Source organism: Methylomonas sp. DH-1 (assembly GCF_046097555.1).
GTDB classification, from domain to species: Bacteria; Pseudomonadota; Gammaproteobacteria; order Methylococcales; family Methylomonadaceae; genus Methylomonas; species Methylomonas koyamae.
In genome coordinates this window covers 877,519-900,435 of sequence record NZ_CP143089.1, presented here as the reverse complement: position 1 = coordinate 900,435, position 22,917 = coordinate 877,519, and the positions used below count along the sequence as shown (strand labels likewise).

Here is a 22,917-nt window from a genome sequence, read left to right as displayed (position 1 = left end):
CAACCCACTGGAGTAATCATGCAACAACCCAATTTCAATCATCGCGTAATGCCGGCCGGCGGCGAACTGGCCGAATTCAATAACCTCGACTTTTATTCAACAGTCGCCGGGAAAATCGAGGACATTCGTGCGCTGACCGACATCATGCGAACCCAGTTCGAACCCGGCGGCGATGTAGTCATAGGCGACGAAGTAAATCTCAATCTTTTAAAGCAAATTGACCAGCACCTCTGTGACCTTGATTCCATGGCGGAATGGGTCGTCGACAATTTCGAAATCGTCCCCGACAACGGGAGCAACGAATCGGCAGCGACCAGCGAATCAGACGATTTGACCGAGTAAATAGGCTTAACAGACCGGGGCGGCTATCCGACGCCCCTCTTAAACCCAATCAACGCGGGGAAAAATGAGTAAACCAAAGGTCCTTTACACGAACAAACAAGAAATAGCGGCCTTAAAATTAACCGGATCCAGGCTGTATGTCGCACGTGAGCTTCTCGACATTACTCAGACAGATGCCGCGGAACTGTTAAATACTTCCAAACAAGCGCTCGCCGACGCCGAAGCCGGCAGATTGAATCCATTGCCTATCAAGCTTTTAAAAGCGGCAGCCGAAACTTACGACGTATCGGCCGATTGGCTACTCGGCTTGGCTGACGACTGGGAATGCTCCCTTAAAATCGACTTGCAGCGCGACTTTCTGACCGGATTGCAGCGGATTCACCTTAAACATTACTCCAAACTTGTGGCACGCCAAGCCGAAGCCGATGAAATCAAAACCCGCGCGCAAGCGGCGCTTGCCGAAATCGTCACCGCTTTCGAGCTATTCCGAAAGTCCAACCCGGATTTCGACGACATGCCCGCCGGGGCTCGGCTTCTGCGAGCCGTTTCCGCCGTTCAAAAGTTGGATTATCGGTTTGATTACTTAACCCTCAAAAACAAGCCAACTAACACGGAAATCGCCCCGAAATCCGCAAGAAATTCGTGATGAAATGCCTCAAAACCACCGATTTGAGGAATAAATGCTTATTTCCTACACCAATTTAAAACCTGACGAAATCAAATCCGCGATGTCGTTGAATTTCGGCGCGCGGATGGCCGAAGCCCGCGAACTGTGTGGGCTTAGCCAAATTGAAGCCGCACCGCTGTTCGGCTTTACCAATTCGTCGCGGCTCAGTAAACTCGAGTCCGCCGAATACGGCCACCTTTCCTACATCAACCCCAAAGTCCTCGCCACGGCTGTTCTGCACTACGGCGTTAGCTCAGATTTCTTATTTGGCTTCTCTAACTACCCCCAACGTGACATCAAGCAAGCTCGCGAAAACCAGGTTAAGGACCTGCTGTCCGACCTGATCGCCGACGAAATCGCCGATATCCGCCGCCTGGTTGATGCTGTCAATAAGCTCGCCGAACTGACCCAACGCTTTGCGGATAAAACCAAGGAAATTCAGCAAGCCCTTGACCGGTTCCGGGAACTGAATCCCTGCTTCGAAGACATGCCAGGCTCTGCCAAGCTGGATCGGTTGATTTGCGAACTGCGCCAAGACGCCAAACGCAGCACGGTTGAATTGGCCGAACTGCGCCAGTCCCTCCAATAACCTTTTTCACATCCCTTACGCCATGACCGAAGACACAAAAAAACGCGGACGCCCACGGGGCTATAAGCCAGAATACGTCCAGCTCGCCCATAATTACACCCTGCTGGGCGCGCCCCAAGAGCAACTCGGCGAATTCTTCAATGTCTCGGCTTCCACTGTCGATGCTTGGATAAAACGGCACCCTGAGTTTGCCGATGCCATCAAGCGAGGCCGAATCCTGGCCGATGCGGAAGTGGCCGCCAACCTGTTTCGGCGCGCCACCGGTTACCAGCACAGCGAAACAACTACGCGCGAAACCCGAAGTGCAAGCGGCGAGGTTCTCTCAATCGAATCCGTTACCGTTACCCGCGAAATCCCACCAGATACAGACGCGTGTATCTTTTGGTTAACTAATCGACGGCCCGAAAAATGGCGCGACCGAACCGAAGTTGTCCACTACTACCAGCCCAAGCCAGAAGCCCAAGACGACGGCACCGCGGAACCCAACCAGGACGCTGACGCATGAAATCGGACGCCTTCACTGTCATCGAAAACGCCGCCCATGACGGCGCCTTCGGGCATAACAGCCGGCCGGCGCCGACCGATAACCAATGCCTGGACGGGAATTACAAGGTCGGCCGAGTATCGATTCACGGCATGCCGGTTGCGATCGAGCAGCCGCGCAACAGCTATCGAACTGGTATCGATCCAAAAACGGGGCAGCGCTGGACTTCCAGGCTGGCGGCGCATTACGGCTACTTCTCTGGTACCAAGGGCGCCGACGGCGATCCCGTAGATTGCTTCATCGGCCCCTATCCGCAATCAGAAACCGCCTGGGTTATCAATCAGCATGTCGGCGGCGGCTTCGACGAGCACAAGGTCATGCTCTGCTTTCTTGACCTTGAGACCGCGCGCCGCTCCTACTTGGACAGCTACGAGCACGGCTGGAACGGCCTTCACAGCATGGTCAAAGTTTCACCGCAACAACTGCGCTGGTGGCTCAAGAACGGCGACCTCAGAAATGCGTTGATCTCGGCCGACCTGGCCGATGCCCACGGGCCGGCCGCCGCCGAAGTCAGGGCCGCGCGCACCGCCGCCGATTATATGCAAACCCGATCAACAATCCTGGGGTATTAAATGTTCGAGCCCCTCAAAGTCGGATTCGGCGAATACCTGACTCAGTTCTACGCCTCGCTGGTCGCCACGACGCAGCCGATGACCGAATACCTGACGCGCGGCGTCGCCAAGAGCATCGCCTGGGCGCCGTCGCGGATGGTGGACGCCGCCGAAGACATGCTGGCGGCATGGCAGCGTAACGATACCGACAGCGCGACCACGCGGCCGGCCAAGCTGCCGGCGATCCTGGTGGCCATGGATCAAAGTTACACTCCGACTGGGCGCGAGTTTGCCCGGCAAATCGCCGACTCCACGAAGGTCATCATGCCCGGCGACGCCAAGCAGCGCTTATTCGGCTTGCGGACCGTGTTCGGCGACATCCGCACGCAACTGGTGTTCGCGGCCGCCGACGAGCCGACGGCGCGGTCATTGGCGGCGCAATTCATGAATTACATTGACGCCGTTCCCAATCGCCGGATTGGCTATTCGACCAGTTTTGCCGGGGTCAGTGAAGACTGGGTGGCAACGATAGAGTCGCCGGATATTCCCGTTGCGGCCATCCGTACCGGCATGAAAAACGTCGTCATGCTGGCAGCCGACATCACTTTGAAGGCTCAAATTCCACTCTACGATGCGCCGAAGGCCGGTGAGCCAAACGACGGCAAAGGCGTCCCCGGTACCGCCGACCCGGCCGGCTATCCCGTCGTAATCGAGGTGGATTTCGACGATAAGGCGCTGGATATTCAGCAATCGGTTACCGCGGACTCGCCATAACCGGGACGTGATGCGAACCTAAGCCATGGCAAAACTGAGTAAGGAACAATGGGCCGACATCCGCCGCCGCTGGGAAGCCGACGAGCGCGATGGGCACCAGTGGCTGGCCGATGAGCTGACTGCTCAAGGCTACGAGGTCAACCGCGCCACCATCGCCAAAGCCGCCAGTCGGCAGGGATGGGCCAAGCGCGGGCCTGAAAACGTCACGCCGAAAAACGTCACTCAGAGTGACAAAACGTCACGCGAAAATGTCACTCAAAACGTCACTCTCCGTGACGAAATGTCACTCAAAAATGTCACTCCCACGCCGACCGCAAAGCTAAAGCCAGAGGCGCTCCCAGAGCCGGAATGGGAAGAAGTCGATGAGACCAATCTTCACGGCAACACCAAATATCTTCCGGGGTTCGATAGGCAAGCGCGGCTATTGTGCCGGCTCGGTGCAACGGATGCCGAGTTGGCCGAGTTCTTCATGGTTTCCGAGTCAACCATCAACCTGTGGAAGCTGAATTACATCACTTTTTCGGAGTCCATCAAGAGCGGCAAGGTGTGGGCTGATGCCGAGGCCGCCGACGGTCTCTTCCGGCGCGCCACCGGTTTCAGATACAAGGAGGTCAAGACCAAGCAGGTGAGGCCGATGGCGGGCGACGACGGCGAAGGCGGCATTGTGGCGGCCGGCGATGATGACTTGTTGGTCGTGGAAGTGGTGACCACCGAGAAAGAGGTTCCGCCGGATACAAGCGCGGCCTTTATCTGGCTCAGGAATCGCAGGCCGAAGGATTGGCGAGACAAGCAAGAAGTTGAAGTCAGCGGCAAGGTAGATCAGGCACTGCTGCAAAGACTGAAAGAGGACATGGTGGTTAGGCTAGAGAAGGCCAGGGCTCGGCAACGGCAGGTGCTGATAGAGCGCGGCTTGATTTCCGAAGACGAATAGATTTAGTTCACGCCGACAAAGCAAAACGCTAGCGCCGCGTCGGCGATTTTATCCAGCAAGGCGTTAAGGTCTTCGCCGTCGTGCTGGCCTTCGGCGATGGCTTGCAGGGTGTCGATGTGGGGCTGGCTGGAATCGGCGTCAGGATCGCCTTGTGGTAGGTCTGTTTTCGGGTAATTGTCCTTTGTAACCTTTCCGGAACTGGTCACAACCGCGTCAATTTTCGCGGCCACGTCGGCTGGAGTGCCGGTCAGGTTATCCGGCCGCAAAGCGTGATCCCGACATCAGTCTTACGTCCCGTCTACTGCGATAATCCCCCTCATCAAACTTACCAAATTCCAAGGGTGGGCAAATGGGAATACAGGATAGAGACTATTACTGGGAAAAGCACCGCCAAGCCTCGCAGAATGCCAGCCGAGGTCCGATTGATGATTTAGTTGGCCGCCCAATCTCGCGGCGTCGGCCGGCTAATTCGTCCAAACCCAGAGGTGTCCGGTTTCTGATTTACCCAACCCTGGCACTTGTCGTGCTTTGGTATGGGGCGGACCGGATTTTGAAGGATCGCCAAGTCGGTGTGCAACCGGCGCCGGTTCAAACAATTATTCAATCCAACCCACCTGCACAGGTGACGATTGCCCCGGCACCTACCCAACAGCGATCCGCACAGTCTCAAACGGGCGGGGCCATCTTAACCGCGGATCGGAATGGGCACTTTCGAGGTACTGTCGTTATCAATGGTACGCTGATGCCGTTTATGATTGACACCGGCGCTACCACAACCGTAATCCCTGAGAAATGGGCCCCCGCCGCCAAGCTACCGCTTGGACGCGTGATTCAAGCCAATACAGCAGGTGGCAATGTCGCGGAGCGTGAAACCCGAATCGAAACGCTTCAACTTGGCAACGCGCTGATTCAGAATCTCAACGCCCACACCAATCCGTATTTGAATGAAGTATTGATCGGCATGAACACGCTGAAGCTGTTCAAAATGGTCCAGGAAGGTAATCGGCTTACATTGACCACCATCGGTATGCCGGCCAGCCAATCGCCGGCCGCAAAGCCGATGGCAACGCTTCCAGGCGCTGCGGTCGCCTTGGCCGCGTCAGATACCGAGCAGCCGATCAAAAAGCCAAGCGTCATCAAAAAATCGGTAATCTGTGACGCCAATAAGGTCTGCAAAACGATTTACAGCGACCATTAGGCCACAAAGGCCCGTCATAGCCTTAAACCGTACCATTTCCCTTGGCTAAGCCGGCGATTGACCAGGGCCTTATAGTCTTCCGGGGTCGGCGGCTCTTTACGCTGATGCCTTAATCGATTGCAATACGCACACACCGCAACGATATTCGTTCGATCGGCTTTGCCGCCTTCAGAGTGGGCCTGCAAGTGCTCACCGGTGCATTTCAAGTGCATGGCCTGACTGGGCTTTAGTCGATGCGACGATGCGAATTCATCAAGGTTGTTCATCCACATCGGCTGCTCGCAGTAAAAACAGCGGCCGGCTTGGCGGTTGAAAGCGATTAAACGGGGTTTTACGAGGGATTTTCGGGCGCGCGCCATAACAAAGTCTCCAAACTGGTTGAAAGTACCCCCGTTGCCGTGTCTGGCTGAGCGGGGTACCAGTCGGAGTTGTCGATCTGGCACAACAGGCTTGCTGACAGCAAAGCCCACGTTCTGATTATACGTTCCTAGAGTCGCGGTTTTCAAACTGGAACGCGCGAATCCGCCTAAAATTCGTCCAACAGAATACAGCCATCACTTTTTGGTCGTGATGAGGTGTCTGTTCTCGTACTTGCTAATCCCCATCAATACCCTTGCATTCCAATCAGCACCTATTAAAATGATAGGTATGGCGGTGATAAAATACCTCAACATGACCGATTCTGACGCGCTCAAGATTTTGCGAGAATGCGCGGCGGACGATGGGCGCGTGTTCTTTTCCCGACACGCTATCGATCGAATGATGGAGCGAAAAATTACCCGACCACAAGTGCTTTCATGCCTGGAAAAGGGAAAAATCACGGAATCGCCTTGCCGCGATCCCAAAGGCGATTGGCGATGCACATTGGAACATTACACGGCCGGTAGCGTCGTGACGGTCGCTGTTGCGATCAAGCATAACAATAATGGCGAACGCACGGTGATAGTCACTGTGTTTTAAGCCGGAGGCAAACGTTTATGTACCACTACAAAGACTGCGGACTGGATAATATCTGGCTCGTGAATGGTTACTCGACTATCGACGACGAAGAGTTCGGCGAATGCGTGTCAATTACCGACACCAGGGGATTGCACAAAGCCATTGCGCATGACCTCGTATTCAACAAGCCCACTTTGACCGGAAAGGAATTCAGATTCCTACGCAAGGAATTGGACTTGTCGCAAAAAGCGTTATCCGACCTGCTTGGCAACGATGAACAAGCCGTGGCTCGGTGGGAAAAATCCGGCAAGGTGCCAAAATGGGCCGACCGATTGTTGCGGGTTTGCGTTATTGAGTTCTATGGCGAAAAAACCGGCGTTCGCGAGCTGATTGCCCGTATTCGCGACATTGACGAGCGTAAGCAAGAACGCCAATTATTCAAAGACGATGCCGCTGGCTGGAAAAAAGCGGCTTGATGTTATCCAAAGTGGCTTTTTGGTCGTTCTGAGGGGGCTAGGGTTGAACAACCAACTCAATGTAACTCTAACATTTCAAGAAAAACGCGAACTCCAGCGCTTGGTCATTGTGCAAAACCAAGTCATCGCCAACGACACTGCATCAACGGTTGAAAAGGCTGAAGCCAATAGAATCAAGTCCGAGGCTTTGTTGAAGTTGGGCGTTGTTCCGGCCGATCCAGAGAACCGCTTGTCCAACTTTTAGCCAATCCGACTGCCCTTCAGATATGACGGGCCATTTCCAAGTTTTGTCACGCCTTTGTCACAGGGTTTTCCACAGAGATTGGGGATAACCCATCAGGTTTAGTCGAACCATCTGGCCAGAAGACGACTGATAAAACCGACCTGTCTTTCGCCATACCAGTCAAGTTGGCCGGCCGCAAAGTAATTCCGAATAGCAAAGAACCCGCAGATCAGCCCCAAGGCCATCGCGAGCCATTGGAGCCAATGAACACGCTTAGCAAAGATCACTTCCACAATTGGCCGAAACATATTGCTTTGAAGCGATTCGAGTTGGTGGTTGATCCATGCCGGCAACAACCAATAAAACACCACGAATTGCACCAGTCCAAGAATCAAGGCGCCTTGCCAAGAAAAGCGGTTGGCCATGTAAGCGGTGTCGGACAACAGGCCTCCGGCCATTGATCGGTTCCGGTAATTTCGGCGGTAGCGGCGTCTTGGCATAGGATCGACTAATTACCCTTACAAATTAATACCCGTGGTAACGATCATCGCTGAAGGCTACCGTGGTAATGGTGGCGCTATACGAGCTAGTTTTGTACTCGTTTTTGCACGCCGTACAGTGCCAATACCCTTCGCCATTGCCTTGCAGGCGTATTAACTCCTGGTTTTTGTCGTAGCAATGTTGGCAGTAAGGGCCGTCTTTCTCATTACCGCCTACTCGCCAGTAATATGGTCTTTCCCACTGAAGTTGGGCTTTGATTTTGAGTTTTTCTTGAAGCTCTCGTATTTCCGCATCCTTGTTAAGCAAAACTTGCTGAATTTCTGTTACTTCTATCTTCGCGTCGGCAAGGGTGGATATAAGTTCTGCCAAACGCATTTTTGATTCAGCTTTTTCGAGGGATGCGTCAGTTTCCCTCAACATTTTTGTAATTTCGAAAGCAGTTTTGATGCTTCCCAAAAGAGCAGGAACTTGAGTTAAATCCATTCGAATCCTCTGAAGATAAGTGTTTGGCGAATATCTTCGGTCACATTGCATATCTAATCAATACCTTCATTCCCTTTGCTTGTTTCAAAAATTTCCTTGACACCCCTCCACCCCAGTAGCAGAATGTTTTCGACCCCGGCGCACCGGGGGCGGGATTCGAACCCCGTTTTTTGCTAAGGCGTGAGAAAAGCCGCTTCACGCGGTTTTTTATGCCCGTCATTTCGCGCAGCCAAGTTGCGCTTGTTTGTTATGGCGTGGTTATTTGGGCGGCCCTGTGCCGGCCGCTCCTTAGCGCGGTAGTTCGAACCCACTTAACCACGTCGCCCAACGATTCGAACCAATGGGCGGCGGTTTTCATCCAGCTAAGGAGAACCGACATGCAAACCCAACCACACGCGGAGCAATCCGACAAACAAGATTTCGGAGCCACCAGCGCCGCCAACACAATCCGGGCGCTTTGGAACAAGGTCGAAGGCAATCTGACAACGAGCGAACTTGAATGGTTTAGCCGTTTGTCGGATGAGGCGGTAGTTACGGAGATGCTTAATCTTGAATGTGCGATGAGCGCCCTGGGCTTAACCATTAACAGCGACGACTCTTCTGGCGCGTTTGAAGACAAAGGCAACGTAGCCAGTCTGTTGTTTTCATTGTCCAATCAGATAGGCGTTATTCGGGAGCTGGCAATCATCAGCTCCGACGCTGATTGCAGGTTGCGACATCCAGACCTTTACAGCGTCAAGCCAGATAAAACGAGCGAGCAAGCCACCGATGCAGCAAAGGCAGGTGCCGCATGAACATGCCAACATCCGCCCCTATTGCCGTTGACGCCCTGCTGCAGCAACTTTTCGAAATAGACAACGAGCGCCAAGTCGTGACCGAGGCCGGTATTCCGGCGTTGATGCGCCTGGCCGACGTGGCCGAGCGCGACAGCGGCCAAGCCAACACCGTGCGCTGTTTTCTGCTTGGTTTGTATAACGGCTACCGCTTCCCGTTCAACCTGGTCCGGCTCAGAGGCTTGGACACGACCCTGTTCGACGACTGTATGGCCGTGCTGACACTGGACGCCCGAGCCACCGCGAGGGAGATTCACCAGTATTTGGGCGATGGCGGCGACCGTTTCGAGCGCTGGGCGCAAGGCGGTGCAGCATGAGCGCCGCCCCAGCAAACACCTTGGACAACGCCTACAACGCCGCGCAGCGCGCAAATGCCATTCTGGCGCTGATATTTGATGGATTTATCGAGAGCATCCCGAACGAGAACGTTCAGACGGCCCTATACGCGGTGCAGCACGAGGTCAACGAGGTTCTCGGGATCGTCGAAGCCCTTAACTGGCCGGAAGATCAAGCGCCCGAGTCCAAGCCCGCAGCCGGCGCCAAAGCCGAGCCGGCTGGAGACTGCGTGCGCTCAAGCGGCGCCGGTCTGTTCGACAAGTTGCTCCAGTTTGCCGAGTCCATCGCCGAAGAGGCCGCGGGCATCGACGTTGAATTGAGGCGGTACCGAGAGGGCTTAGCAGCACGGGAAGGTTAATATCACCGCCATTTGACCGAATACGGCCGCATAAACCAAGAGAGCATGAAATGAAACTGCTACTAGACAAATCAGAAGCCGCAAGCGCTCTATCGATCAGCGAATCAACACTAGGCCGGCTGGTTCGCGAAAAAAAGATACGCGAAATAAAACAAGGCACCCGCTGCCTGTATCGGCCGGCCGACCTCGAAGAATTCGTGGAACGCCTAGCCAACGGAGACTTTGAAAAAAAGCGAGGGCGCCGCCGATTGGTAGCTGATGCAACCATGATACATCCGTTGCATCAAATCATAACTAAGAACGACAAGAGACAAAAAGAGACGCCAATATGAATCAATAGCTTAGATTGCAGCATGTTGATTTACCGCGAGAGTGTGCCTGGATCGATTATCACCAGACCAAGGCCGGTAAGCCATTGCGGTACCACTCAATTCCGACGCTATGGCGATCTTGCGAAATCAGCAAGGCAAGCCCGGGATTGCGTGTTTATCTACGAAGGAGAGCCAGTCAAGAAAGCCGGGGGCCATGCCTGGCGAAAGGCACTGGTCCGCGCTGGAATTGAGGATTTCCGCGACCTGCATGGCAATAAGCACGGCCATTTCTTGGATTCCAGAGGGGTGACAACGGATGTCGCCCCCTTCCATTCATCTGGAACATGCGTAATTCTCGCGCAACCGTTCCGAGAGTAACCCAGCACCTCTTTGTTCGGACATTGCTTCGACTCAAAAATCGGCAAAGCAATATTGCTATTCTCGCAAAAACCCCGTTTGGCGCAGTTTCCCGAATTTGTCACGATTGAGCGCGTAAAAATAAGGCATTGGCATCGGTATCAACCAAAGATGGAACACCGCGAGCGGTTACCGGAAATCCTGCGCTAAACTCAAAGCTCCAAAATCACAGGAGCGCCCATGCCCACCACCAGACAGACACCGCCGCCGGCTCGGCCCGGTTGGAACTACTCGGCCTATTTTGCGGAGCAGCGGGCCAGAATTCGTGGACAGCAGCAGACGGCCGCAGTAAAGCGAAAGACTTGAGCGCCGGGTTAGGCGGTGTTGTCTTCGACAAACAGAACCCAAAAACCGATGAAGCAAGACCAGCGTCCCCTGTTGCATTCCAGACGCATGGCCTTGGTCGGTGAGATGATTGTGACTGTAAACGCAAATTAGCTTTTCGTAACCACTCGGCTAATTTGCATAAGCCCGCTGTCATTCCATCGGTCTCGATCGCAAGAAATATCTAGGCGTAAATTTAGGCGCACTGGTCAAACAAACCGAACCTGAATCATGGCAGCACAAAACAACTTGAAACTATATGCATATAACGAATAGACTACAGTTTCACGTTGTTTCAATTCGTTGGTGAGGCACTTTTAATGCGATGGTCGTGCGTTCGAATCGCACACGACCCACCATCAATTCGATATAAAAATCAACCAGTTACTGAGAAATCAGAGCTGGTTTTTTTGTGCCTGAAATTTGGCTTGCGTGATTTTTGCGTGACTTGATTGTCACTGGCTCCAAGCCGACTTCGTCGCGATGCTATCGATTTACCAGTTAATCGCAGCTTTCATCAAACCAAACATTGAGTCATCGATGATAACAATCATAGGCGGCAATCGCTTGAGCTATAACTGAATCTGGTGTTTGGTAGTTGAAGAGAAGCGGCGTATCTGGTTGATTATTTGTGACCAAACAAAACGATCAAAACCAAGGATACGCCACCATGAAGAAGAGTAATGTAATCGACCTGTCGAGTCGAGAAGAGAACGCCGATCTTTTGACCGATCTGATTCGTCAAGGCGCGCGGAAGTTAATAGCTCAAGCCATCGATGCCGAATTGGCGACCTATCTGGAAGCCTTCAGCGAACGGAAGTTAGGCGATGGTCGGGCCGCCGTCGTGCGTAACGGATTCCAACCTGAGCGTGAGATTCAGACAGGCATTGGCCCCGTAGCGGTGAAGGTTCCCAAGGTTCGGGCAAAAGACGGCCAAGGGGCTACCTTTCGTTCGGCGTTGGTGCCACCGTATGTGCGCAAGACACGTTCCTTATCGGCTGCATTGCCCTGGTTATACTTGAAAGGTATCTCCAGCGGTGAAATGGAAGCCGCACTGGAAGTCCTGGTTGGCCCGGATGCCACGGGGTTATCAGCCAGCACCGTGGCCCGTTTGAAACGCGAGTGGGCGGCGGAATATAACGATTGGCGAACCCGTCGCCTGGACCGAGATCAGTGGGTCTATATCTGGGCTGATGGCATCTACAGCGGGCTGCGAGCGGAAGATGTCAAGCTGTGTGCCTTGATCATCATCGGCGTCAATGAGCGCGGGGAAAAACGATTTCTGGCGATTGAAGACGGTGTGCGCGAATCGACGCAGAGTTGGCGGGAAGTATTGCTGGGCTTGAAAGCACGCGGTATGAACAGTCCCAAACTGGCCATTGGTGACGGCGCAACGGGTCTCTGGGCCGCGCTGGACGAGGTTTACAGCGACACCCGACAACAACGCTGCTGGGTGCATAAAATGAACAACGTCCTGAACCGCGTTCCAAAAGCGGTGCAACCCAAGATGAAGCAGTCGCTGTACGACATTTGGCAGGCTGACACCCAAAAGAACGCCGAACGCGCCTTCGACCAGTTCGCCTCACTCTATGATGCCAAATATCCCAAGGCGGTTGAATGTCTGTATCGCGACCGGCATGAACTGCTGGCCTTCTATGACTTTCCGGCTCAGCACTGGCAAAGCATTCGAACAACCAACCCCATCGAATCAGCCTTCGCCACTATTCGCCATCGCACCAAGCGTGCCAAAGGCTGTCTCGCCCGCGATGGCATGTTGCACATGCTATTCAAACTGGGACAAACGGCTGAGAAAACCTGGCGACGCCAGCGAGGATTTGATTATCTCGCCAAAGTGATTACCGGGGTTCCGTTCAAGGACGGCATTGAGCTAGAAACCGGCAATCAGATCGCCGCTTGATCAAGGCCTGAACACCAGATTTGACAATAGCTCCAATCGCTTAGCCCAGCTTGCTATTGCCATTGTTCGATGCTCGACTGCAACTCGCTTCCCTTCTTCGAAGATCCCAAAGCTGAGGGTGTCCTGAATTTTGTGTAAACGGGATTTAATTATCGATTAGGCATCCTGTCTTCAAACTGAATGCTAAACCGATTCAAAGCAGCTTTCCAGTCATGCAACGGCATGGTCCATTTTTTACTGATATTCATCAGGGCTAAATAGAACAATTTCGACAAGGCTTCATCACTGGGAAATGAGCCGCGATTTTTGGTGATTTTCCGCAGACTCATATTCACGGACTCGATGGCATTGGTCGTGTAAATGATGCGACGTATTTCAGTTGGATAGTCGAAAAAAGGGATAATCCTATCCCAATTCCGTCTCCAAATCTGGCCAATCGGTGGGTAGGCCTCGTTCCACTGCGTCTCGAACTCAGCCAGTCGTTGCTCTGCTTCAACGACGCTGGCTGATTGGTATATTCGCTTGAGATCGCCGGCGATCTGTTTGCGCATTTTCCAACTGACATAGTTCAGGCTGTTGCGGACTAGGTGGACGATACACAGTTGGACGGCAGCCTGTGGATAGACGGTTTCAATCGCTTCGGGAAAGCCTTTCAAGCCATCGACACAGGCAATGAAGATGTCTTGCACGCCGCGATTCTTCAGGTCTGTCACGACCTGTAACCAAAACTTGGCCCCTTCGGTTTGGGCGATCCATAAGCCCAGCACTTCCTTCTCTCCTTGCAGGTTAATCCCAATGGCCAGATAAACGGCCTTGACGCGCACGGCACCGGTATCGCGCACTTTGACATGGATACAATCGAGATAAACGATGGGGTAAACCGGATCAAGCGGCCGCAATTGCCAGGCTTTGACTTCTTCTATCACGGCATCCGTCACCGAGGAGATCAAGGTGGGTGAAACTTCAGTGCCATACAGTTCTTCCAGATGGCTCTGGATTTCCCTGACCGTCAGACCTCGGGCATAGAGCGAAATGATCTTGTCGTCAAAGCCCGTCCAACGGGATTGGTGTTTGCCAATGATTTGCGGCTCAAAGTGGCCATGACGATCCCGAGGAATCTCAATCGGCAACTCGCCAAAGTCGCCTTTCAGGGTTTTCCGGCTCTTGCCATTGCGGGTGTTGCCGGTAGGATTGCCGACAGCTTCATGCTTGCCATGACCGAGATGTTCGGTCATTTCAGCTTCTAAAGCCCGCTCCACCAGGGCCTTGGTCAGTTGTTTCAGAAGACCGTTTTCACCCAACAGGTCTTCGGGTTTTTGATAGCCTGACAGCAAGCTGTCGATCAGTTCGGTTGGGATGGATTTTGGTAAGGTCATAGTTACTCCTCAAAGTAAGGGCAGTTTCCTGCCTAATGGCCGTTTACACAAAAATTCTTACACCCTCTATGTTGGGGGTAAGCACATACTCAAAATGAAAGCATCATTTTCAGGGGTTTCTGTCGACAATCGTAAAGACGCAATCCGGCATTATCTAAATGGGTTAATAAAAAGCAGCGTGATTCCCGCCAAGGGTGCTGACTTAGTTGCGCAATGCCTCACTGCCGTTTGCGGGCGTCAGGAACTGGGGTTGCAAGTGTTAAAAATGGAGCAGAACGAGGTATATCAGTATCAGCTTGCTGGTGAGCTCAAAGGATCAAAGGGACAGGGTACAGTGATTGCCATGTTTCTCTATTTGCTGATTAGCCAATTGCGTGCCGATACTCAAGTCCGAACCAAACGTGGTGGAGGCGGGCCACTTATTCTTGACAACCCATTTGCCAAAGTTCAGACCCGTGCCCTCATTGATGTGCAGCGATTATTAGCCAAAGAAATTGGTGTGCAGCTGATTTTCTTCACGGCGAATGCTGATTACAACATTTTGTCAGGATTCCGACGAGTTATCCGTCTAAGAAAATCCGGCGCTAATAGTAAAACCAATAGATCCCACATCGAAATGGTATCTGCCACGTTTGAAGATCTGACAGAAACCAAGGAAGTCGTAGCGTGAATGCCGAATTTCTTTTGGCCTTGCGGACAGTGCGTCGTAAACGCATCGATTTATCAGATCTTCGGCGTTACTGGTTACAGGTTAACCCTGAACAATTACAGCACCCTGAACGCGATGCCCTCATGATGGCTTCGCTGAAACAAATGGCAGACCACGGGTACATTGCATTACCCGCTTCCGGTAGCTTCGAGAAAGTTGGCAATCCGCCAATGCCTAAGTTTGTAACTTTAGTAAACCAAGATGAAGTTAAACCGCGCAACAACTGGTCGAATATTTCCTGGCTTCCGGAGCTTGGTTTTTGGACTGAACTGACCGAAAGCGAGCTTCTGACCGCTAAAGAAATTAACGACTGGTTGCATCGTCGACGAGGAAAATTTATGAAGGTTCCTCTTCGAGAGCGATCATTGGAAATATTTGGCGACGAAAAATACTTGGACTCAAGGGCCAAAAACAATGCGCTTTTTTCAGGTCGATTGGCACTGTCATTAATTGGCGCTTTTCAGGTTCCGCATCCTTTGCCCTACCGAGCGGCTAATGCACCCGGCCAGCCGGTTCTTATAGTAGAAAATCATCACACCTATTGGAGCCTGGCCGAGTGGAATGTCCAGTCTTGTCAATATGCTGCGGTGGTATATGGATCTGGAAAGGCTTTTTGTTCCACCGGCCAAGCACTTCAAGAGGTTCTCAGAGAATGTGATGCTAACGGAGCGCTCTACTTTGGCGATTTGGATCCGGCAGGCATTGTGATACCTCTTAGCTTCAATGATGCTAAGGGGGCAGTTGTCTTGCCTGATATTGGCTTATACCAATTTGTGCTTGAAAATGGAAAACGGAGGTCTCCTGTCAATAGAATATCTGGTGACAAACAAGCCGCTCAGCGTTGGCTGCCTGAGTTGAGCGATCGTATTTTGGAGCTCTGGGCTTTGGATTACTGGATACCGCAGGAGAGTCTTGGGACCGAGCAGCTTTTTATGAATTGGGAGAGTGAACCCCTTAGCAATCCTGTCTAGTAAATATCCCATCTGATTAAAATCGATACTTTTAAGATGTCAGACAGACCTGATTGGCAGGCACCGAACTGGCGACGCCATGTTGCAACAGAATTATTCAGAAAATGGATTCAGTAGAGCGATGCCGGTGTTTTGGAAATCCTCTGTATTACGAGTCACAACCGTCAAATCATAAATCAATGCAGTTGCCGCAATCAGCTTGTCGATGGGATGCTGTGGATTAGGAACGCGCATTTTCCCCCAGATTAAAGCTATATCGCAGTCAATACCGAGAATGTTCTCTTGATATTGTTCAAGAATCGAATTTAGCCACGTTTCTAAAAGCTTGCTTTGCGAGATGTCACCGCGATGAAAAATCAAATCGACACCTCTGCGTAGCTCCCCAATCGTGACCACAGAAATATAAAGTTTTTGATTATTTTGGATTGCAGCATCAAAAAAACGGCGAACCCCTGGATTGGCTTTGTCGCCTTTTCTGATCTCACTGATGACGTTAGTATCAATCAAATACATTGGTTGCCGGAGTGTCGTCATTCACGCGTTGAAAATCGGTATCTATACCGACAGAAGGCATATTGGTTAATGCCTCTGCAAAGGTTTTACGTTGGGGACTTAACAAAAACTCCGCTAAAATCGCGCGGTGCTCCGCTTCGGTAGAGCGGTGATGTGCAACTGCTCTCGCTTTAAGCGCGTTAATGATGGATTCATCAAGGTTTCTGACAACTAGACTAGGCATGGTAATCTCCGAAGATTAGTTGCTATCAATGCTATCATCTATGCCTGATAGCAACAACCCAATACTGAATTTACAGGATTGAATGGCAACGAATGCCGATACCAATCGGTAAATCTATCAAGATGATATGCGTGAATTTTGCGTATTTGAGTTGTGATTCGTTATGCTTTGTTATGCAAACTCACGCAAAACCACCAGCATAAGCCATTGAATTATAATGATTTAAGCAGCGTTTTGAGCACTTTTAATGCGATGGTCGTGCGTTCGAATCGCACACGACCCACCAATGAATAAATCTTGTTTATCAAGAGCTTATCAACTGGATTGCCGTCGAGTTGAAGCAACATAACAGCAGCAAGGCGCAAATTTAGGCGCACTCTGCATTATTTGCTCAACGAGGTGGCGTAATGAACCAGTCAAACCAATCCCTTCAAGTCTCAAAAAACGATAGTTTTTCTGAGCAAAATCAACTAAACCAAAACCGCACCGACAACCATATCCTGATCGCGCCTAGCAGCGTACGCAGGACTTATGATGTCGAAACATTCGCTGTTTGTACTGCCGAGCATAAAATTCTAAGCGAAAGCTACTCCGTACGGGAGCATGCCGAACAATGGGCGAAAGAATTTGACCCGGATAACCGCCATGAATTATTTCTTTATCCTATGGTTTATTTCTATCCTTCGGAATTTGCGAGGGATAGGCAGGGATTACTGACATATGTTATTGGAGCAACGCGCGGCTATTATTTCGTAATCCACGGCGGCGATGATTGCATCGTCAAAAACAGGCTGATCGGCCCGGTGTTTCAATCCCAAGAGCAGGCGACGGCTTGGCGCCATCTCAGTCTGCCGTTCTACCCTGAGTGCCAAATTGTTTGTTACAAATCCGCACTGCTTGATGGCACTTGCCCCGATTTTCAGCTCGAGTGCAATCGTCTCGCCGTCAGCCACGTTACAGCATTTGCTGTTGTGTGTAGCGGAGATGGGGAGCGTCGATGCTTGCCTATTGGCGACCAGTATTTTACAACCGAAGCGCAGGCCCGCTGCTATCAGGCTGAAATCTTGTCGGAGTACCCGACTTGTCAAATTTCCCCGCAGAACTTTCATTTCGAGCATGTATATCAGCGCCAGGAATTACTGGAACGCCTCTTTGGACACTTAAAAGCCGAAAACACCGACAGTTTGGCGGAGGTTTAGCCATGGCGTATATCCGACCTTTAGCAGGTTGGTGAAAAACCATATTCCAGCCACTAATTTAGCTAGAAGAAGCCTTTATTTAGTGCTGAATCAATCTTGTAGTACTAAATATAGGTCTGATTGGTTGCAAAAAAGAGTTTTTCACCAACCTGTTAGCCAACGGCAACTTCCGTGCGGATGTCCGCATGAAAGGGGTTACCAAAAACAAGACCTTCCCTACTGAAAAACAGGCACAAACATGGGCCGATAGCATTGAACTCAGTATCAACACCATTCTGAAAATGGATCAGGCGCAATTAATTGCACTCGCAGAGGCTGAAATTTGCGCCTTGGGTGGAGAAGATGTTTTCAAGCGTTTGGGTATCGACCTATTTTCCATTCGCCATGCCGCCAAACTGGAAGCCATAAATTTACTATCCAAAAAAGAATTGTTACAGCTTTCCGTGCAAGAAATCGAGCGCATGGGCGGCGCCGAACTATTCATCAAGGCCGGCAAACGCATTCGATACAAGACCTTTCGCGAAGTCTGCGACGAATACCTGTCTCGGTGGAATAAAAAGGACTACAAAGGCCAGATGCAGCGGATTGATTATTGGTGCAGGGTTTTCGGCGACCGCATCATGACCGACATCGACATCTTCGACTTGCGCGAACACGTTGACGACATGATCGATGCCGGCGATCGGACGACCACGATAAACCGCAAAAAGGCCGTACTTTCCAGCGTCTATAAATTCGCCTTGAGCCGCGGTTATGTCGATGAAAACCTGGTGCGAAGTGTCGTGGTCGATGACGACACCAAACGCCGGGATCGCGTGTTATCGGATCAGGAACGCCAACGTTTGATTAAAGCCTGCCATGCTTCCCATTGGGACAAATTGTATCTGCTGGTGGTCATGGCGATGACCACGGGCGCCCGTAAAGGCGAGTTGATGAATCTACGTTGGAGCGACATCAATTTCAAAGAAGGCACCGCTTTTCTGGGCGATACCAAAAACGGCACCAGCCGAGAGTTATATCTTGCACCTGTCGTCATAGCCGAACTAAAACGGCATCAAGAAATCGGTACCGGCTTAATCTTTCCGTCGGCCGAGTTACCGGATCAACCGATGGACTTCCGCAAGGCTTGGCGCAACGCATTGAAGGCGGCCAATATCTCCGACAAGGATGTTTTGAATGCGGATGGCACAGTCAAACTTGAGCGATTCACCTTTCATTGCCTACGGCACGGCTTCTGCTCTGCCCTGTCCGACGCCGGCAAAGAAATTAACCAAATAGCCAAGTTGGCCGGCCACAAGAGCATTCAAACCACCATGCGTTACATTCACCAAGGCCGCGATCAGAAGCGGCAAATCGTCAACGAGTTAGCGCAGGCCTTTAACTTGTAGCGGCTATTCGCCAGCCAATCCTTGATTGGGTTGGCTGGCCTTCCCTTTCATAAATCAAATAGCCGAGTAAATTGGTTCTTTACGTTTAGCACGCCTTAAATTTACAATTAATTTAAAATCACTTTACGTTTGTTTAACCGTTATGAGCACCGATCTTCGTCACTCGATCCTACTCGCCATCGCGGAAGATGGCAGCAATGTCGCCGCCCGCCTAGCGAATCAACATGGCGTTTCCCGACAGGCCACCAGTGCTTGGCTGACAAAACTGAAAAAAGAAGGCCTCATTACCTCATCCGGTGTGGGCCGTGGCGTGCGCTACCAATTGGCAACGGTGGCGCAAGTTCATCGCGTCTACCCCCGAGCCGGATTACGCGAAGATATTGTCTGGGCCGAATCCATTTCGCCGTTGCTAAACGACTTGCCCGGCAACGTTCGCGACATCTGGCATTACGCCGTCACCGAGATGGTGAACAATGCCATCGACCATTCCGGCTCCGAAAACGTCGCCATGGAATTGGTGCGAGATGCCCTTAACACCACCATTTACATCGCCGACGAAGGGGAAGGTATCTTTCTGAAAATTCAGCGGGCAATGAATTTATACGATCCGCGCGAGGCGATCCTGGAACTGGCTAAGGGCAAGCTGACCACCGATCCCGCCAACCATACCGGCGAAGGCATTTTCTTTTCGTCCAAGGTGATGGACGCCTTCGACATCCGTTCCGGCCTATTGCACTTTATGCATGACGAATGGGGTGCCGATATTCTGCTCGAACGTCCCGCCAATGCGCCGGGCACCTTGGTATTGATGCGCCTGGCCAACGATAGCCCGCGCATCTTGCAAGACGTCTTCGACCAGTTTGCCGCGCCGGAGGAATATACCTTTGCCAAGACCATTGTGCCGGTAAGGCTGGCTCAGCATGAAGGCGAAAAGCTGGTTTCCCGCTCGCAAGCCAAGCGCTTGACCATGCGCTTCGAGCGCTTCCAGGTTGTGGTCTTGGATTTTACCGGCGTCGAGGAAATCGGTCAGGCGTTTGCCGACGAAGTGTTCCGGGTGTTCGGCAACGCCCACCCCAATACCCAATTACTGCCGATCAACTTAACCCCAGCCGTGGAAAACATGGTCAAGCGGGCGCTGTCGGCGAAATGAGCCCATTTAACAGGAAACGAATATGACTATGTTCAATCCCCCACACCCCGGCAGCATTTTGAAAGAGGATGTGTTACCCGAGCTGGGTATCGGCGTCACCGAAGCCGCCGTGCAGCTTGGCGTTTCCCGTGTCGCCTTGTCCCGCGTCGTCAATGGCCGGGCGGCGATCAGCGCCGATATGGCAATCCGGCTCGCAGCCTGGCTGAACGGACCGACCGCCGATACCTGGGTGCGTATGCAAGCCGAATACGATTTATGGCAGGCTCGGCAGAAGCCCAAGCCCAACGTCACGCCGATTGATCGGCCACACGCGGCATAAACGATTATCCGAATTAGCCAGCCTTACCCGACGGGGGACAGGCGGAGTCATTAACCGCTTGGCTGGCTATCCACCTTAATAACAATGCACTTGAATGGAGTGATTCAGGCCATGAGACCTTACCGAGAACCAACAGGCGAAGATATTTCAGATTTGCTGCTTCGTTTTGCACCAAAAGATATTTTAGAAGCCGTGGATTTAACAGAAGATAATAAAGATGAGTTTATTGATAGCTTTGATTCAGGGCACTATCGCAATGGATATGCCTATAAAACTGATATAACGGCCTTAGCCTTATATTACAGCAATATAAATTTTTCCAATCATATTAAATATATAGATTACATAAAAAATGAGAGTCTTGCTCAATATTTTTATATAAACCCTAATGTTATTTTCTCTTTAATTCAACTTGTAAAAAATGAAGAGTTTTATGAGGTTAATAAATTAAAGGACGAAATTGATGCTGGTGGTCTACGCAAAAGAGATGAAATAATAAAACAGATAACAGAACGTCTTGAGAAAATGGGAAATGGCCCTAACAGGTTGGTGAAAAACTCTTTTTTGCAACCAATCAGACCTATATTTAGTACTACAAGATTGATTCAGCACTAAATAAAGGCTTCTTCTAGCTAAATTAGTGGCTGGAATATGGTTTTTCACCAACCTGCTAAGGCTATAAAAAAGAAAACAAAAGATAAGTATGTTCCCGTTAAAGAGTTTTTTTATAATTACATGAAAGAAAACCCTGATGCCCCTATTGAAGAGTCACGCCGCCTCGCAGTAAAGGCTAGGCTTACTATAAAAAACAGCGGATTTAGAAAAATGCCAACAGATAAAACTTTGCGAGATCACCTAAAGTACCCAGAGGAATAAACCTAACAAATTGCAGGTTTACCGGTAGAGCTGCAATTTTACCGGTAAAATTGCAATTTGTTAGATGAATTAATTCATTTCAATCAATACCATAGCTTCACACATCCAAACCAGCTAAACGGAGAATGAAGACATGGTAATCGCAGCAAATAAAACGTCAGACCATACATCGACAGCGCAAATCACTATAACGCTCGACGATATTACCCCGTCCAGCGATGTCCCAAAAAAATATCCACACCTATATTCCGAGAAATCCTGGCGGTGGGCTGTTGTCCAGCGCAAAAATAACGGCTTATCCAAAGCATTCCGCAAAATCGGCAAAAATCTTTTCGTGAACACGAAAGTTCTGGCTGAGTGCATCGATTCTCAAATAGATACCTAACCGCATAATAAATGCGTTGCAAAGCCTTGCGTTTTAAGGCTTGCATTTAATTAGGCGCAGAAAAAGGCGCAAATTCCCCAGTTTTTAACAAAAAAGACTTCGACTCGACGGCAACCGAATCGGGAAATGCGCCCAACGTGCGCCATTAATTCAGTCAGCCTTTTTGGCGAATTATGGTGATAAAAATGAGTGATATAAAAAGTATTAAATCCATTTTGAAGAAAAATGGATTGATTGAAATGATTGATGGTCAGTTTGTTTCTGCGAGGATTATTGCAAAGGTGATACCGCAAGGCAATGGAACTGCCTTAGCAGGTTGGTGAAAAACTCTTTTTTGCAACCAATCAGACCTATATTTAGTACTACAAGATTGATTCAGCACTAAATAAAGGCTTCTTATAGCTAAATTAGTGGCCAGAATATGGTTTTTCACCAACCTGTTAGCCAAAAACAAATATGGTAATCACCTCGGGTATTTGCGCTGGCCAAAATAAAAAAATGGATTATTACCAGCGCCGCGAATGGGCGTTTGCCCAACATGGCATGAGCTCTGCCGAGAAATTTATTTTGGTTGCTATGGCAAAACGAACAGGCAACGAATCGGCCGAATACTACCAAAGCATTGCATCGCTGTGCGAAGAAACCGAGTTGAATCGCAAGACCGCCATCAAATCGCTTAAAGCCTTGTGCGAATCCGGGTTCATTGTTTCGGTCGGTTGGCCGCCCAGCGGCCAAAAAATGAGCGTCGCCGCCACCCAGTGGGCCTGGCGCCAGGCCCTAAAGCCCGCCGCAAAACTGGTGTTACTTGCGCTTGCTGATCGAGCAAACGACGCCGGTGAATGCTGGCCTTCGGTGCACCGCAGCCAGATTGGCGACCTTCAGATCAGCAAAAAAAATAGGATGGAAAATGTCTAATACCTGGTTCCGGCTGTACCACGAATTCGCCACTGACCCAAAAACCCAGATGCTTACGGAGGTGGATCAGCGGCGATTCATTATGATTTTGTGCCTCCGCTGCTGTAACGGGAATGTAACGTTACAAGACGACGAGGTATCGTTTCAACTCCGCATAACTGTTGCCGAATGGCAAAAA

33 protein-coding genes and 1 tRNA gene are annotated in these 22,917 nt (G+C 51.0%); 27 read left to right on the top strand and 7 right to left on the bottom strand.

The window, feature by feature from the left end:
• Positions 1-18 precede the first annotated feature (18 nt).
• The 7 genes from VXJ35_RS04340 to VXJ35_RS04310 all read left to right on the top strand — a co-directional run bounded on the left by VXJ35_RS04340 (position 19) and on the right by VXJ35_RS04310 (position 4,398).
• Positions 19-342, top strand: a complete 324-nt coding sequence (locus tag VXJ35_RS04340) for a hypothetical protein (RefSeq protein WP_064020596.1) — start codon at positions 19-21, stop codon at positions 340-342.
• Positions 343-406: 64 nt separating this feature from the next.
• On the top strand, positions 407-988 hold the full coding sequence (locus tag VXJ35_RS04335; RefSeq protein WP_064020595.1) for a helix-turn-helix domain-containing protein: 582 nt from the start codon (positions 407-409) through the stop codon (positions 986-988).
• 106 nt (positions 989-1,094) lie between these two features.
• On the top strand, positions 1,095-1,598 hold the full coding sequence (locus tag VXJ35_RS04330) for a hypothetical protein (protein ID WP_157198067.1): 504 nt from the start codon (positions 1,095-1,097) through the stop codon (positions 1,596-1,598).
• A gap of 22 nt (positions 1,599-1,620) precedes the next feature.
• Entirely contained in the window at positions 1,621-2,103 is a 483-nt protein-coding gene (locus VXJ35_RS04325; protein ID WP_064020630.1) for a hypothetical protein, read from the top strand.
• A complete protein-coding gene (locus VXJ35_RS04320; RefSeq protein ID WP_064020629.1) occupies positions 2,100-2,714 on the top strand; it encodes a hypothetical protein in 615 nt (204 codons plus the stop codon). The genes VXJ35_RS04325 and VXJ35_RS04320 overlap by 4 nt, the downstream gene beginning before the upstream one ends.
• Positions 2,715-3,467 (top strand): hypothetical protein, encoded by a 753-nt coding sequence (locus VXJ35_RS04315; protein ID WP_064020628.1) that lies wholly within the window; start codon positions 2,715-2,717, stop codon positions 3,465-3,467.
• A gap of 25 nt (positions 3,468-3,492) precedes the next feature.
• Entirely contained in the window at positions 3,493-4,398 is a 906-nt protein-coding gene (locus VXJ35_RS04310) for a hypothetical protein (RefSeq protein ID WP_064020627.1), read from the top strand.
• 2 nt (positions 4,399-4,400) lie between these two features.
• Here the strand turns inward: VXJ35_RS04310 and VXJ35_RS04305 are convergent, their stop codons facing one another.
• Positions 4,401-4,664 carry a hypothetical protein gene (locus VXJ35_RS04305; protein ID WP_064020626.1) on the bottom strand — a complete coding sequence of 88 codons (264 nt, stop codon included), beginning with the start codon at positions 4,662-4,664 and terminating at the stop codon, positions 4,401-4,403.
• A gap of 284 nt (positions 4,665-4,948) precedes the next feature.
• Here VXJ35_RS04305 and VXJ35_RS04300 point away from each other — a divergent pair, with 284 nt between their 5' ends.
• A complete protein-coding gene (locus VXJ35_RS04300; RefSeq protein ID WP_231914843.1) occupies positions 4,949-5,596 on the top strand; it encodes a TIGR02281 family clan AA aspartic protease in 648 nt (215 codons plus the stop codon).
• Positions 5,597-5,610: 14 nt separating this feature from the next.
• Here VXJ35_RS04300 and VXJ35_RS04295 read toward each other — a convergent pair whose 3' ends face one another.
• Positions 5,611-5,955, bottom strand: a complete 345-nt coding sequence (locus VXJ35_RS04295) for an HNH endonuclease (RefSeq protein WP_064023364.1) — start codon at positions 5,953-5,955, stop codon at positions 5,611-5,613.
• Positions 5,956-6,244: 289 nt separating this feature from the next.
• On the opposite strand from VXJ35_RS04295, the gene VXJ35_RS04290 reads away from it, so the two are divergent.
• From VXJ35_RS04290 to VXJ35_RS04280, 3 genes are read left to right on the top strand one after another with little or no spacing between them, the layout of a single operon-like run.
• Positions 6,245-6,556, top strand: a complete 312-nt coding sequence (locus tag VXJ35_RS04290) for a DUF4258 domain-containing protein (protein WP_064023363.1) — start codon at positions 6,245-6,247, stop codon at positions 6,554-6,556.
• A gap of 17 nt (positions 6,557-6,573) precedes the next feature.
• Positions 6,574-7,011: a DNA-binding transcriptional regulator gene (locus tag VXJ35_RS04285; RefSeq protein WP_064020624.1), complete on the top strand. Its 438-nt coding sequence runs from the start codon at positions 6,574-6,576 to the stop codon at positions 7,009-7,011.
• 43 nt (positions 7,012-7,054) lie between these two features.
• Entirely contained in the window at positions 7,055-7,255 is a 201-nt protein-coding gene (locus VXJ35_RS04280; RefSeq protein ID WP_157198066.1) for a hypothetical protein, read from the top strand.
• A 98-nt stretch (positions 7,256-7,353) separates the two neighbouring features.
• On the opposite strand, the gene VXJ35_RS04275 is transcribed toward VXJ35_RS04280, so the two are convergent.
• Together VXJ35_RS04275 and VXJ35_RS04270 are read right to left on the bottom strand one after the other, a co-directional pair.
• Positions 7,354-7,692, bottom strand: coding sequence for a hypothetical protein (locus VXJ35_RS04275; RefSeq protein WP_064020622.1), 339 nt, complete (start codon positions 7,690-7,692; stop codon positions 7,354-7,356).
• A gap of 67 nt (positions 7,693-7,759) precedes the next feature.
• Positions 7,760-8,218, bottom strand: a complete 459-nt coding sequence (locus VXJ35_RS04270) for a hypothetical protein (protein WP_064020621.1) — start codon at positions 8,216-8,218, stop codon at positions 7,760-7,762.
• A gap of 377 nt (positions 8,219-8,595) precedes the next feature.
• Here VXJ35_RS04270 and VXJ35_RS04265 point away from each other — a divergent pair, with 377 nt between their 5' ends.
• The 5 genes from VXJ35_RS04265 (at position 8,596) to VXJ35_RS04245 (ending at position 12,715) form a co-directional block, all read left to right on the top strand.
• The gene (locus tag VXJ35_RS04265) at positions 8,596-9,012 is read left to right on the top strand and encodes a hypothetical protein (RefSeq protein ID WP_157198065.1); all 417 of its coding nucleotides are present in this window, start codon (positions 8,596-8,598) and stop codon (positions 9,010-9,012) included.
• Positions 9,009-9,368: a hypothetical protein gene (locus VXJ35_RS04260; RefSeq protein ID WP_064020619.1), complete on the top strand. Its 360-nt coding sequence runs from the start codon at positions 9,009-9,011 to the stop codon at positions 9,366-9,368. The genes VXJ35_RS04265 and VXJ35_RS04260 overlap by 4 nt, the downstream gene beginning before the upstream one ends.
• Positions 9,365-9,745, top strand: a complete 381-nt coding sequence (locus VXJ35_RS04255; protein WP_064020618.1) for a hypothetical protein — start codon at positions 9,365-9,367, stop codon at positions 9,743-9,745. Before VXJ35_RS04260 ends, VXJ35_RS04255 begins: the two co-directional genes overlap by 4 nt.
• A 50-nt stretch (positions 9,746-9,795) precedes the next feature.
• A complete protein-coding gene (locus VXJ35_RS04250; RefSeq protein ID WP_064020617.1) occupies positions 9,796-10,077 on the top strand; it encodes a helix-turn-helix domain-containing protein in 282 nt (93 codons plus the stop codon).
• Positions 10,078-11,467: 1,390 nt separating this feature from the next.
• Positions 11,468-12,715: an IS256 family transposase gene (locus VXJ35_RS04245; RefSeq protein ID WP_064023362.1), complete on the top strand. Its 1,248-nt coding sequence runs from the start codon at positions 11,468-11,470 to the stop codon at positions 12,713-12,715.
• A 149-nt stretch (positions 12,716-12,864) separates the two neighbouring features.
• On the opposite strand, the gene VXJ35_RS04240 is transcribed toward VXJ35_RS04245, so the two are convergent.
• Positions 12,865-14,091, bottom strand: a complete 1,227-nt coding sequence (locus VXJ35_RS04240; RefSeq protein ID WP_064020593.1) for an IS256 family transposase — start codon at positions 14,089-14,091, stop codon at positions 12,865-12,867.
• Between the two features lie 94 nt (positions 14,092-14,185).
• Between VXJ35_RS04240 and VXJ35_RS04235 the strand changes: the two genes are divergently transcribed.
• Both VXJ35_RS04235 and VXJ35_RS04230 read left to right on the top strand, forming a co-directional pair.
• Entirely contained in the window at positions 14,186-14,761 is a 576-nt protein-coding gene (locus tag VXJ35_RS04235; RefSeq protein WP_157198064.1) for a hypothetical protein, read from the top strand.
• Complete coding sequence (locus tag VXJ35_RS04230; protein WP_064020614.1) at positions 14,758-15,771, top strand: Wadjet anti-phage system protein JetD domain-containing protein; 1,014 nt, start codon at positions 14,758-14,760, stop codon at positions 15,769-15,771. Before VXJ35_RS04235 ends, VXJ35_RS04230 begins: the two co-directional genes overlap by 4 nt.
• Before the next feature lie 93 nt (positions 15,772-15,864).
• Here the strand turns inward: VXJ35_RS04230 and VXJ35_RS04225 are convergent, their stop codons facing one another.
• Both VXJ35_RS04225 and VXJ35_RS04220 read right to left on the bottom strand, forming a co-directional pair.
• A complete protein-coding gene (locus VXJ35_RS04225) occupies positions 15,865-16,284 on the bottom strand; it encodes a type II toxin-antitoxin system VapC family toxin (RefSeq protein ID WP_064020613.1) in 420 nt (139 codons plus the stop codon).
• The gene (locus tag VXJ35_RS04220) at positions 16,271-16,507 is read right to left on the bottom strand and encodes a FitA-like ribbon-helix-helix domain-containing protein (RefSeq protein ID WP_082880795.1); all 237 of its coding nucleotides are present in this window, start codon (positions 16,505-16,507) and stop codon (positions 16,271-16,273) included. Before VXJ35_RS04220 ends, VXJ35_RS04225 begins: the two co-directional genes overlap by 14 nt.
• Before the next feature lie 155 nt (positions 16,508-16,662).
• Between VXJ35_RS04220 and VXJ35_RS04215 the strand changes: the two genes are divergently transcribed.
• The 9 genes from VXJ35_RS04215 to VXJ35_RS04175 all read left to right on the top strand — a co-directional run bounded on the left by VXJ35_RS04215 (position 16,663) and on the right by VXJ35_RS04175 (position 22,739).
• Positions 16,663-16,793, top strand: a tRNA-Lys gene (locus VXJ35_RS04215).
• A gap of 121 nt (positions 16,794-16,914) precedes the next feature.
• Entirely contained in the window at positions 16,915-17,706 is a 792-nt protein-coding gene (locus tag VXJ35_RS04210; RefSeq protein WP_064020612.1) for a hypothetical protein, read from the top strand.
• 185 nt (positions 17,707-17,891) lie between these two features.
• On the top strand, positions 17,892-19,094 hold the full coding sequence (locus VXJ35_RS04205; protein ID WP_064020611.1) for a site-specific integrase: 1,203 nt from the start codon (positions 17,892-17,894) through the stop codon (positions 19,092-19,094).
• A gap of 142 nt (positions 19,095-19,236) precedes the next feature.
• Positions 19,237-20,244, top strand: coding sequence for an STAS-like domain-containing protein (locus tag VXJ35_RS04200; protein WP_064020610.1), 1,008 nt, complete (start codon positions 19,237-19,239; stop codon positions 20,242-20,244).
• A 22-nt stretch (positions 20,245-20,266) separates the two neighbouring features.
• Positions 20,267-20,563: a HigA family addiction module antitoxin gene (locus VXJ35_RS04195; protein ID WP_064020609.1), complete on the top strand. Its 297-nt coding sequence runs from the start codon at positions 20,267-20,269 to the stop codon at positions 20,561-20,563.
• Between the two features lie 90 nt (positions 20,564-20,653).
• Positions 20,654-21,178, top strand: a complete 525-nt coding sequence (locus VXJ35_RS04190; protein ID WP_157198063.1) for a hypothetical protein — start codon at positions 20,654-20,656, stop codon at positions 21,176-21,178.
• 36 nt (positions 21,179-21,214) lie between these two features.
• Complete coding sequence (locus VXJ35_RS04185) at positions 21,215-21,439, top strand: hypothetical protein (protein WP_064020607.1); 225 nt, start codon at positions 21,215-21,217, stop codon at positions 21,437-21,439.
• Between the two features lie 570 nt (positions 21,440-22,009).
• A complete protein-coding gene (locus VXJ35_RS04180; RefSeq protein ID WP_157198062.1) occupies positions 22,010-22,147 on the top strand; it encodes a hypothetical protein in 138 nt (45 codons plus the stop codon).
• Between the two features lie 133 nt (positions 22,148-22,280).
• Positions 22,281-22,739, top strand: a complete 459-nt coding sequence (locus tag VXJ35_RS04175) for a helix-turn-helix domain-containing protein (protein ID WP_064020606.1) — start codon at positions 22,281-22,283, stop codon at positions 22,737-22,739.
• Positions 22,740-22,917: the final 178 nt, after the last annotated feature.

Bases quoted from the DNA above. Each gene is read 5' to 3' on its own strand.
- VXJ35_RS04340 (WP_064020596.1), top strand. From the start codon at position 19: ATGCAACAACCCAATTTCAATCATCGCGTAATGCCGGCCGGCGGCGAA.
- VXJ35_RS04335 (WP_064020595.1), top strand. From the start codon at position 407: ATGAGTAAACCAAAGGTCCTTTACACGAACAAACAAGAAATAGCGGCC.
- VXJ35_RS04330 (WP_157198067.1), top strand. From the start codon at position 1,095: ATGGCCGAAGCCCGCGAACTGTGTGGGCTTAGCCAAATTGAAGCCGCA.
- VXJ35_RS04325 (WP_064020630.1), top strand. From the start codon at position 1,621: ATGACCGAAGACACAAAAAAACGCGGACGCCCACGGGGCTATAAGCCA.
- VXJ35_RS04320 (WP_064020629.1), top strand. From the start codon at position 2,100: ATGAAATCGGACGCCTTCACTGTCATCGAAAACGCCGCCCATGACGGC.
- VXJ35_RS04315 (WP_064020628.1), top strand. From the start codon at position 2,715: ATGTTCGAGCCCCTCAAAGTCGGATTCGGCGAATACCTGACTCAGTTC.
- VXJ35_RS04310 (WP_064020627.1), top strand. From the start codon at position 3,493: ATGGCAAAACTGAGTAAGGAACAATGGGCCGACATCCGCCGCCGCTGG.
- VXJ35_RS04295 (WP_064023364.1), bottom strand. From the start codon at position 5,955: ATGGCGCGCGCCCGAAAATCCCTCGTAAAACCCCGTTTAATCGCTTTC.
- VXJ35_RS04290 (WP_064023363.1), top strand. From the start codon at position 6,245: ATGGCGGTGATAAAATACCTCAACATGACCGATTCTGACGCGCTCAAG.
- VXJ35_RS04285 (WP_064020624.1), top strand. From the start codon at position 6,574: ATGTACCACTACAAAGACTGCGGACTGGATAATATCTGGCTCGTGAAT.
- VXJ35_RS04275 (WP_064020622.1), bottom strand. From the start codon at position 7,692: ATGGCCGGAGGCCTGTTGTCCGACACCGCTTACATGGCCAACCGCTTT.
- VXJ35_RS04270 (WP_064020621.1), bottom strand. From the start codon at position 8,218: ATGGATTTAACTCAAGTTCCTGCTCTTTTGGGAAGCATCAAAACTGCT.
- VXJ35_RS04265 (WP_157198065.1), top strand. From the start codon at position 8,596: ATGCAAACCCAACCACACGCGGAGCAATCCGACAAACAAGATTTCGGA.
- VXJ35_RS04260 (WP_064020619.1), top strand. From the start codon at position 9,009: ATGAACATGCCAACATCCGCCCCTATTGCCGTTGACGCCCTGCTGCAG.
- VXJ35_RS04255 (WP_064020618.1), top strand. From the start codon at position 9,365: ATGAGCGCCGCCCCAGCAAACACCTTGGACAACGCCTACAACGCCGCG.
- VXJ35_RS04250 (WP_064020617.1), top strand. From the start codon at position 9,796: ATGAAACTGCTACTAGACAAATCAGAAGCCGCAAGCGCTCTATCGATC.
- VXJ35_RS04245 (WP_064023362.1), top strand. From the start codon at position 11,468: ATGAAGAAGAGTAATGTAATCGACCTGTCGAGTCGAGAAGAGAACGCC.
- VXJ35_RS04240 (WP_064020593.1), bottom strand. From the start codon at position 14,091: ATGACCTTACCAAAATCCATCCCAACCGAACTGATCGACAGCTTGCTG.
- VXJ35_RS04235 (WP_157198064.1), top strand. From the start codon at position 14,186: ATGAAAGCATCATTTTCAGGGGTTTCTGTCGACAATCGTAAAGACGCA.
- VXJ35_RS04225 (WP_064020613.1), bottom strand. From the start codon at position 16,284: ATGTATTTGATTGATACTAACGTCATCAGTGAGATCAGAAAAGGCGAC.
- VXJ35_RS04220 (WP_082880795.1), bottom strand. From the start codon at position 16,507: ATGCCTAGTCTAGTTGTCAGAAACCTTGATGAATCCATCATTAACGCG.
- VXJ35_RS04210 (WP_064020612.1), top strand. From the start codon at position 16,915: ATGAACCAGTCAAACCAATCCCTTCAAGTCTCAAAAAACGATAGTTTT.
- VXJ35_RS04205 (WP_064020611.1), top strand. From the start codon at position 17,892: ATGAAAGGGGTTACCAAAAACAAGACCTTCCCTACTGAAAAACAGGCA.
- VXJ35_RS04200 (WP_064020610.1), top strand. From the start codon at position 19,237: ATGAGCACCGATCTTCGTCACTCGATCCTACTCGCCATCGCGGAAGAT.
- VXJ35_RS04195 (WP_064020609.1), top strand. From the start codon at position 20,267: ATGACTATGTTCAATCCCCCACACCCCGGCAGCATTTTGAAAGAGGAT.
- VXJ35_RS04185 (WP_064020607.1), top strand. From the start codon at position 21,215: ATGGTTTTTCACCAACCTGCTAAGGCTATAAAAAAGAAAACAAAAGAT.
- VXJ35_RS04180 (WP_157198062.1), top strand. From the start codon at position 22,010: ATGAGTGATATAAAAAGTATTAAATCCATTTTGAAGAAAAATGGATTG.
- VXJ35_RS04175 (WP_064020606.1), top strand. From the start codon at position 22,281: ATGGTAATCACCTCGGGTATTTGCGCTGGCCAAAATAAAAAAATGGAT.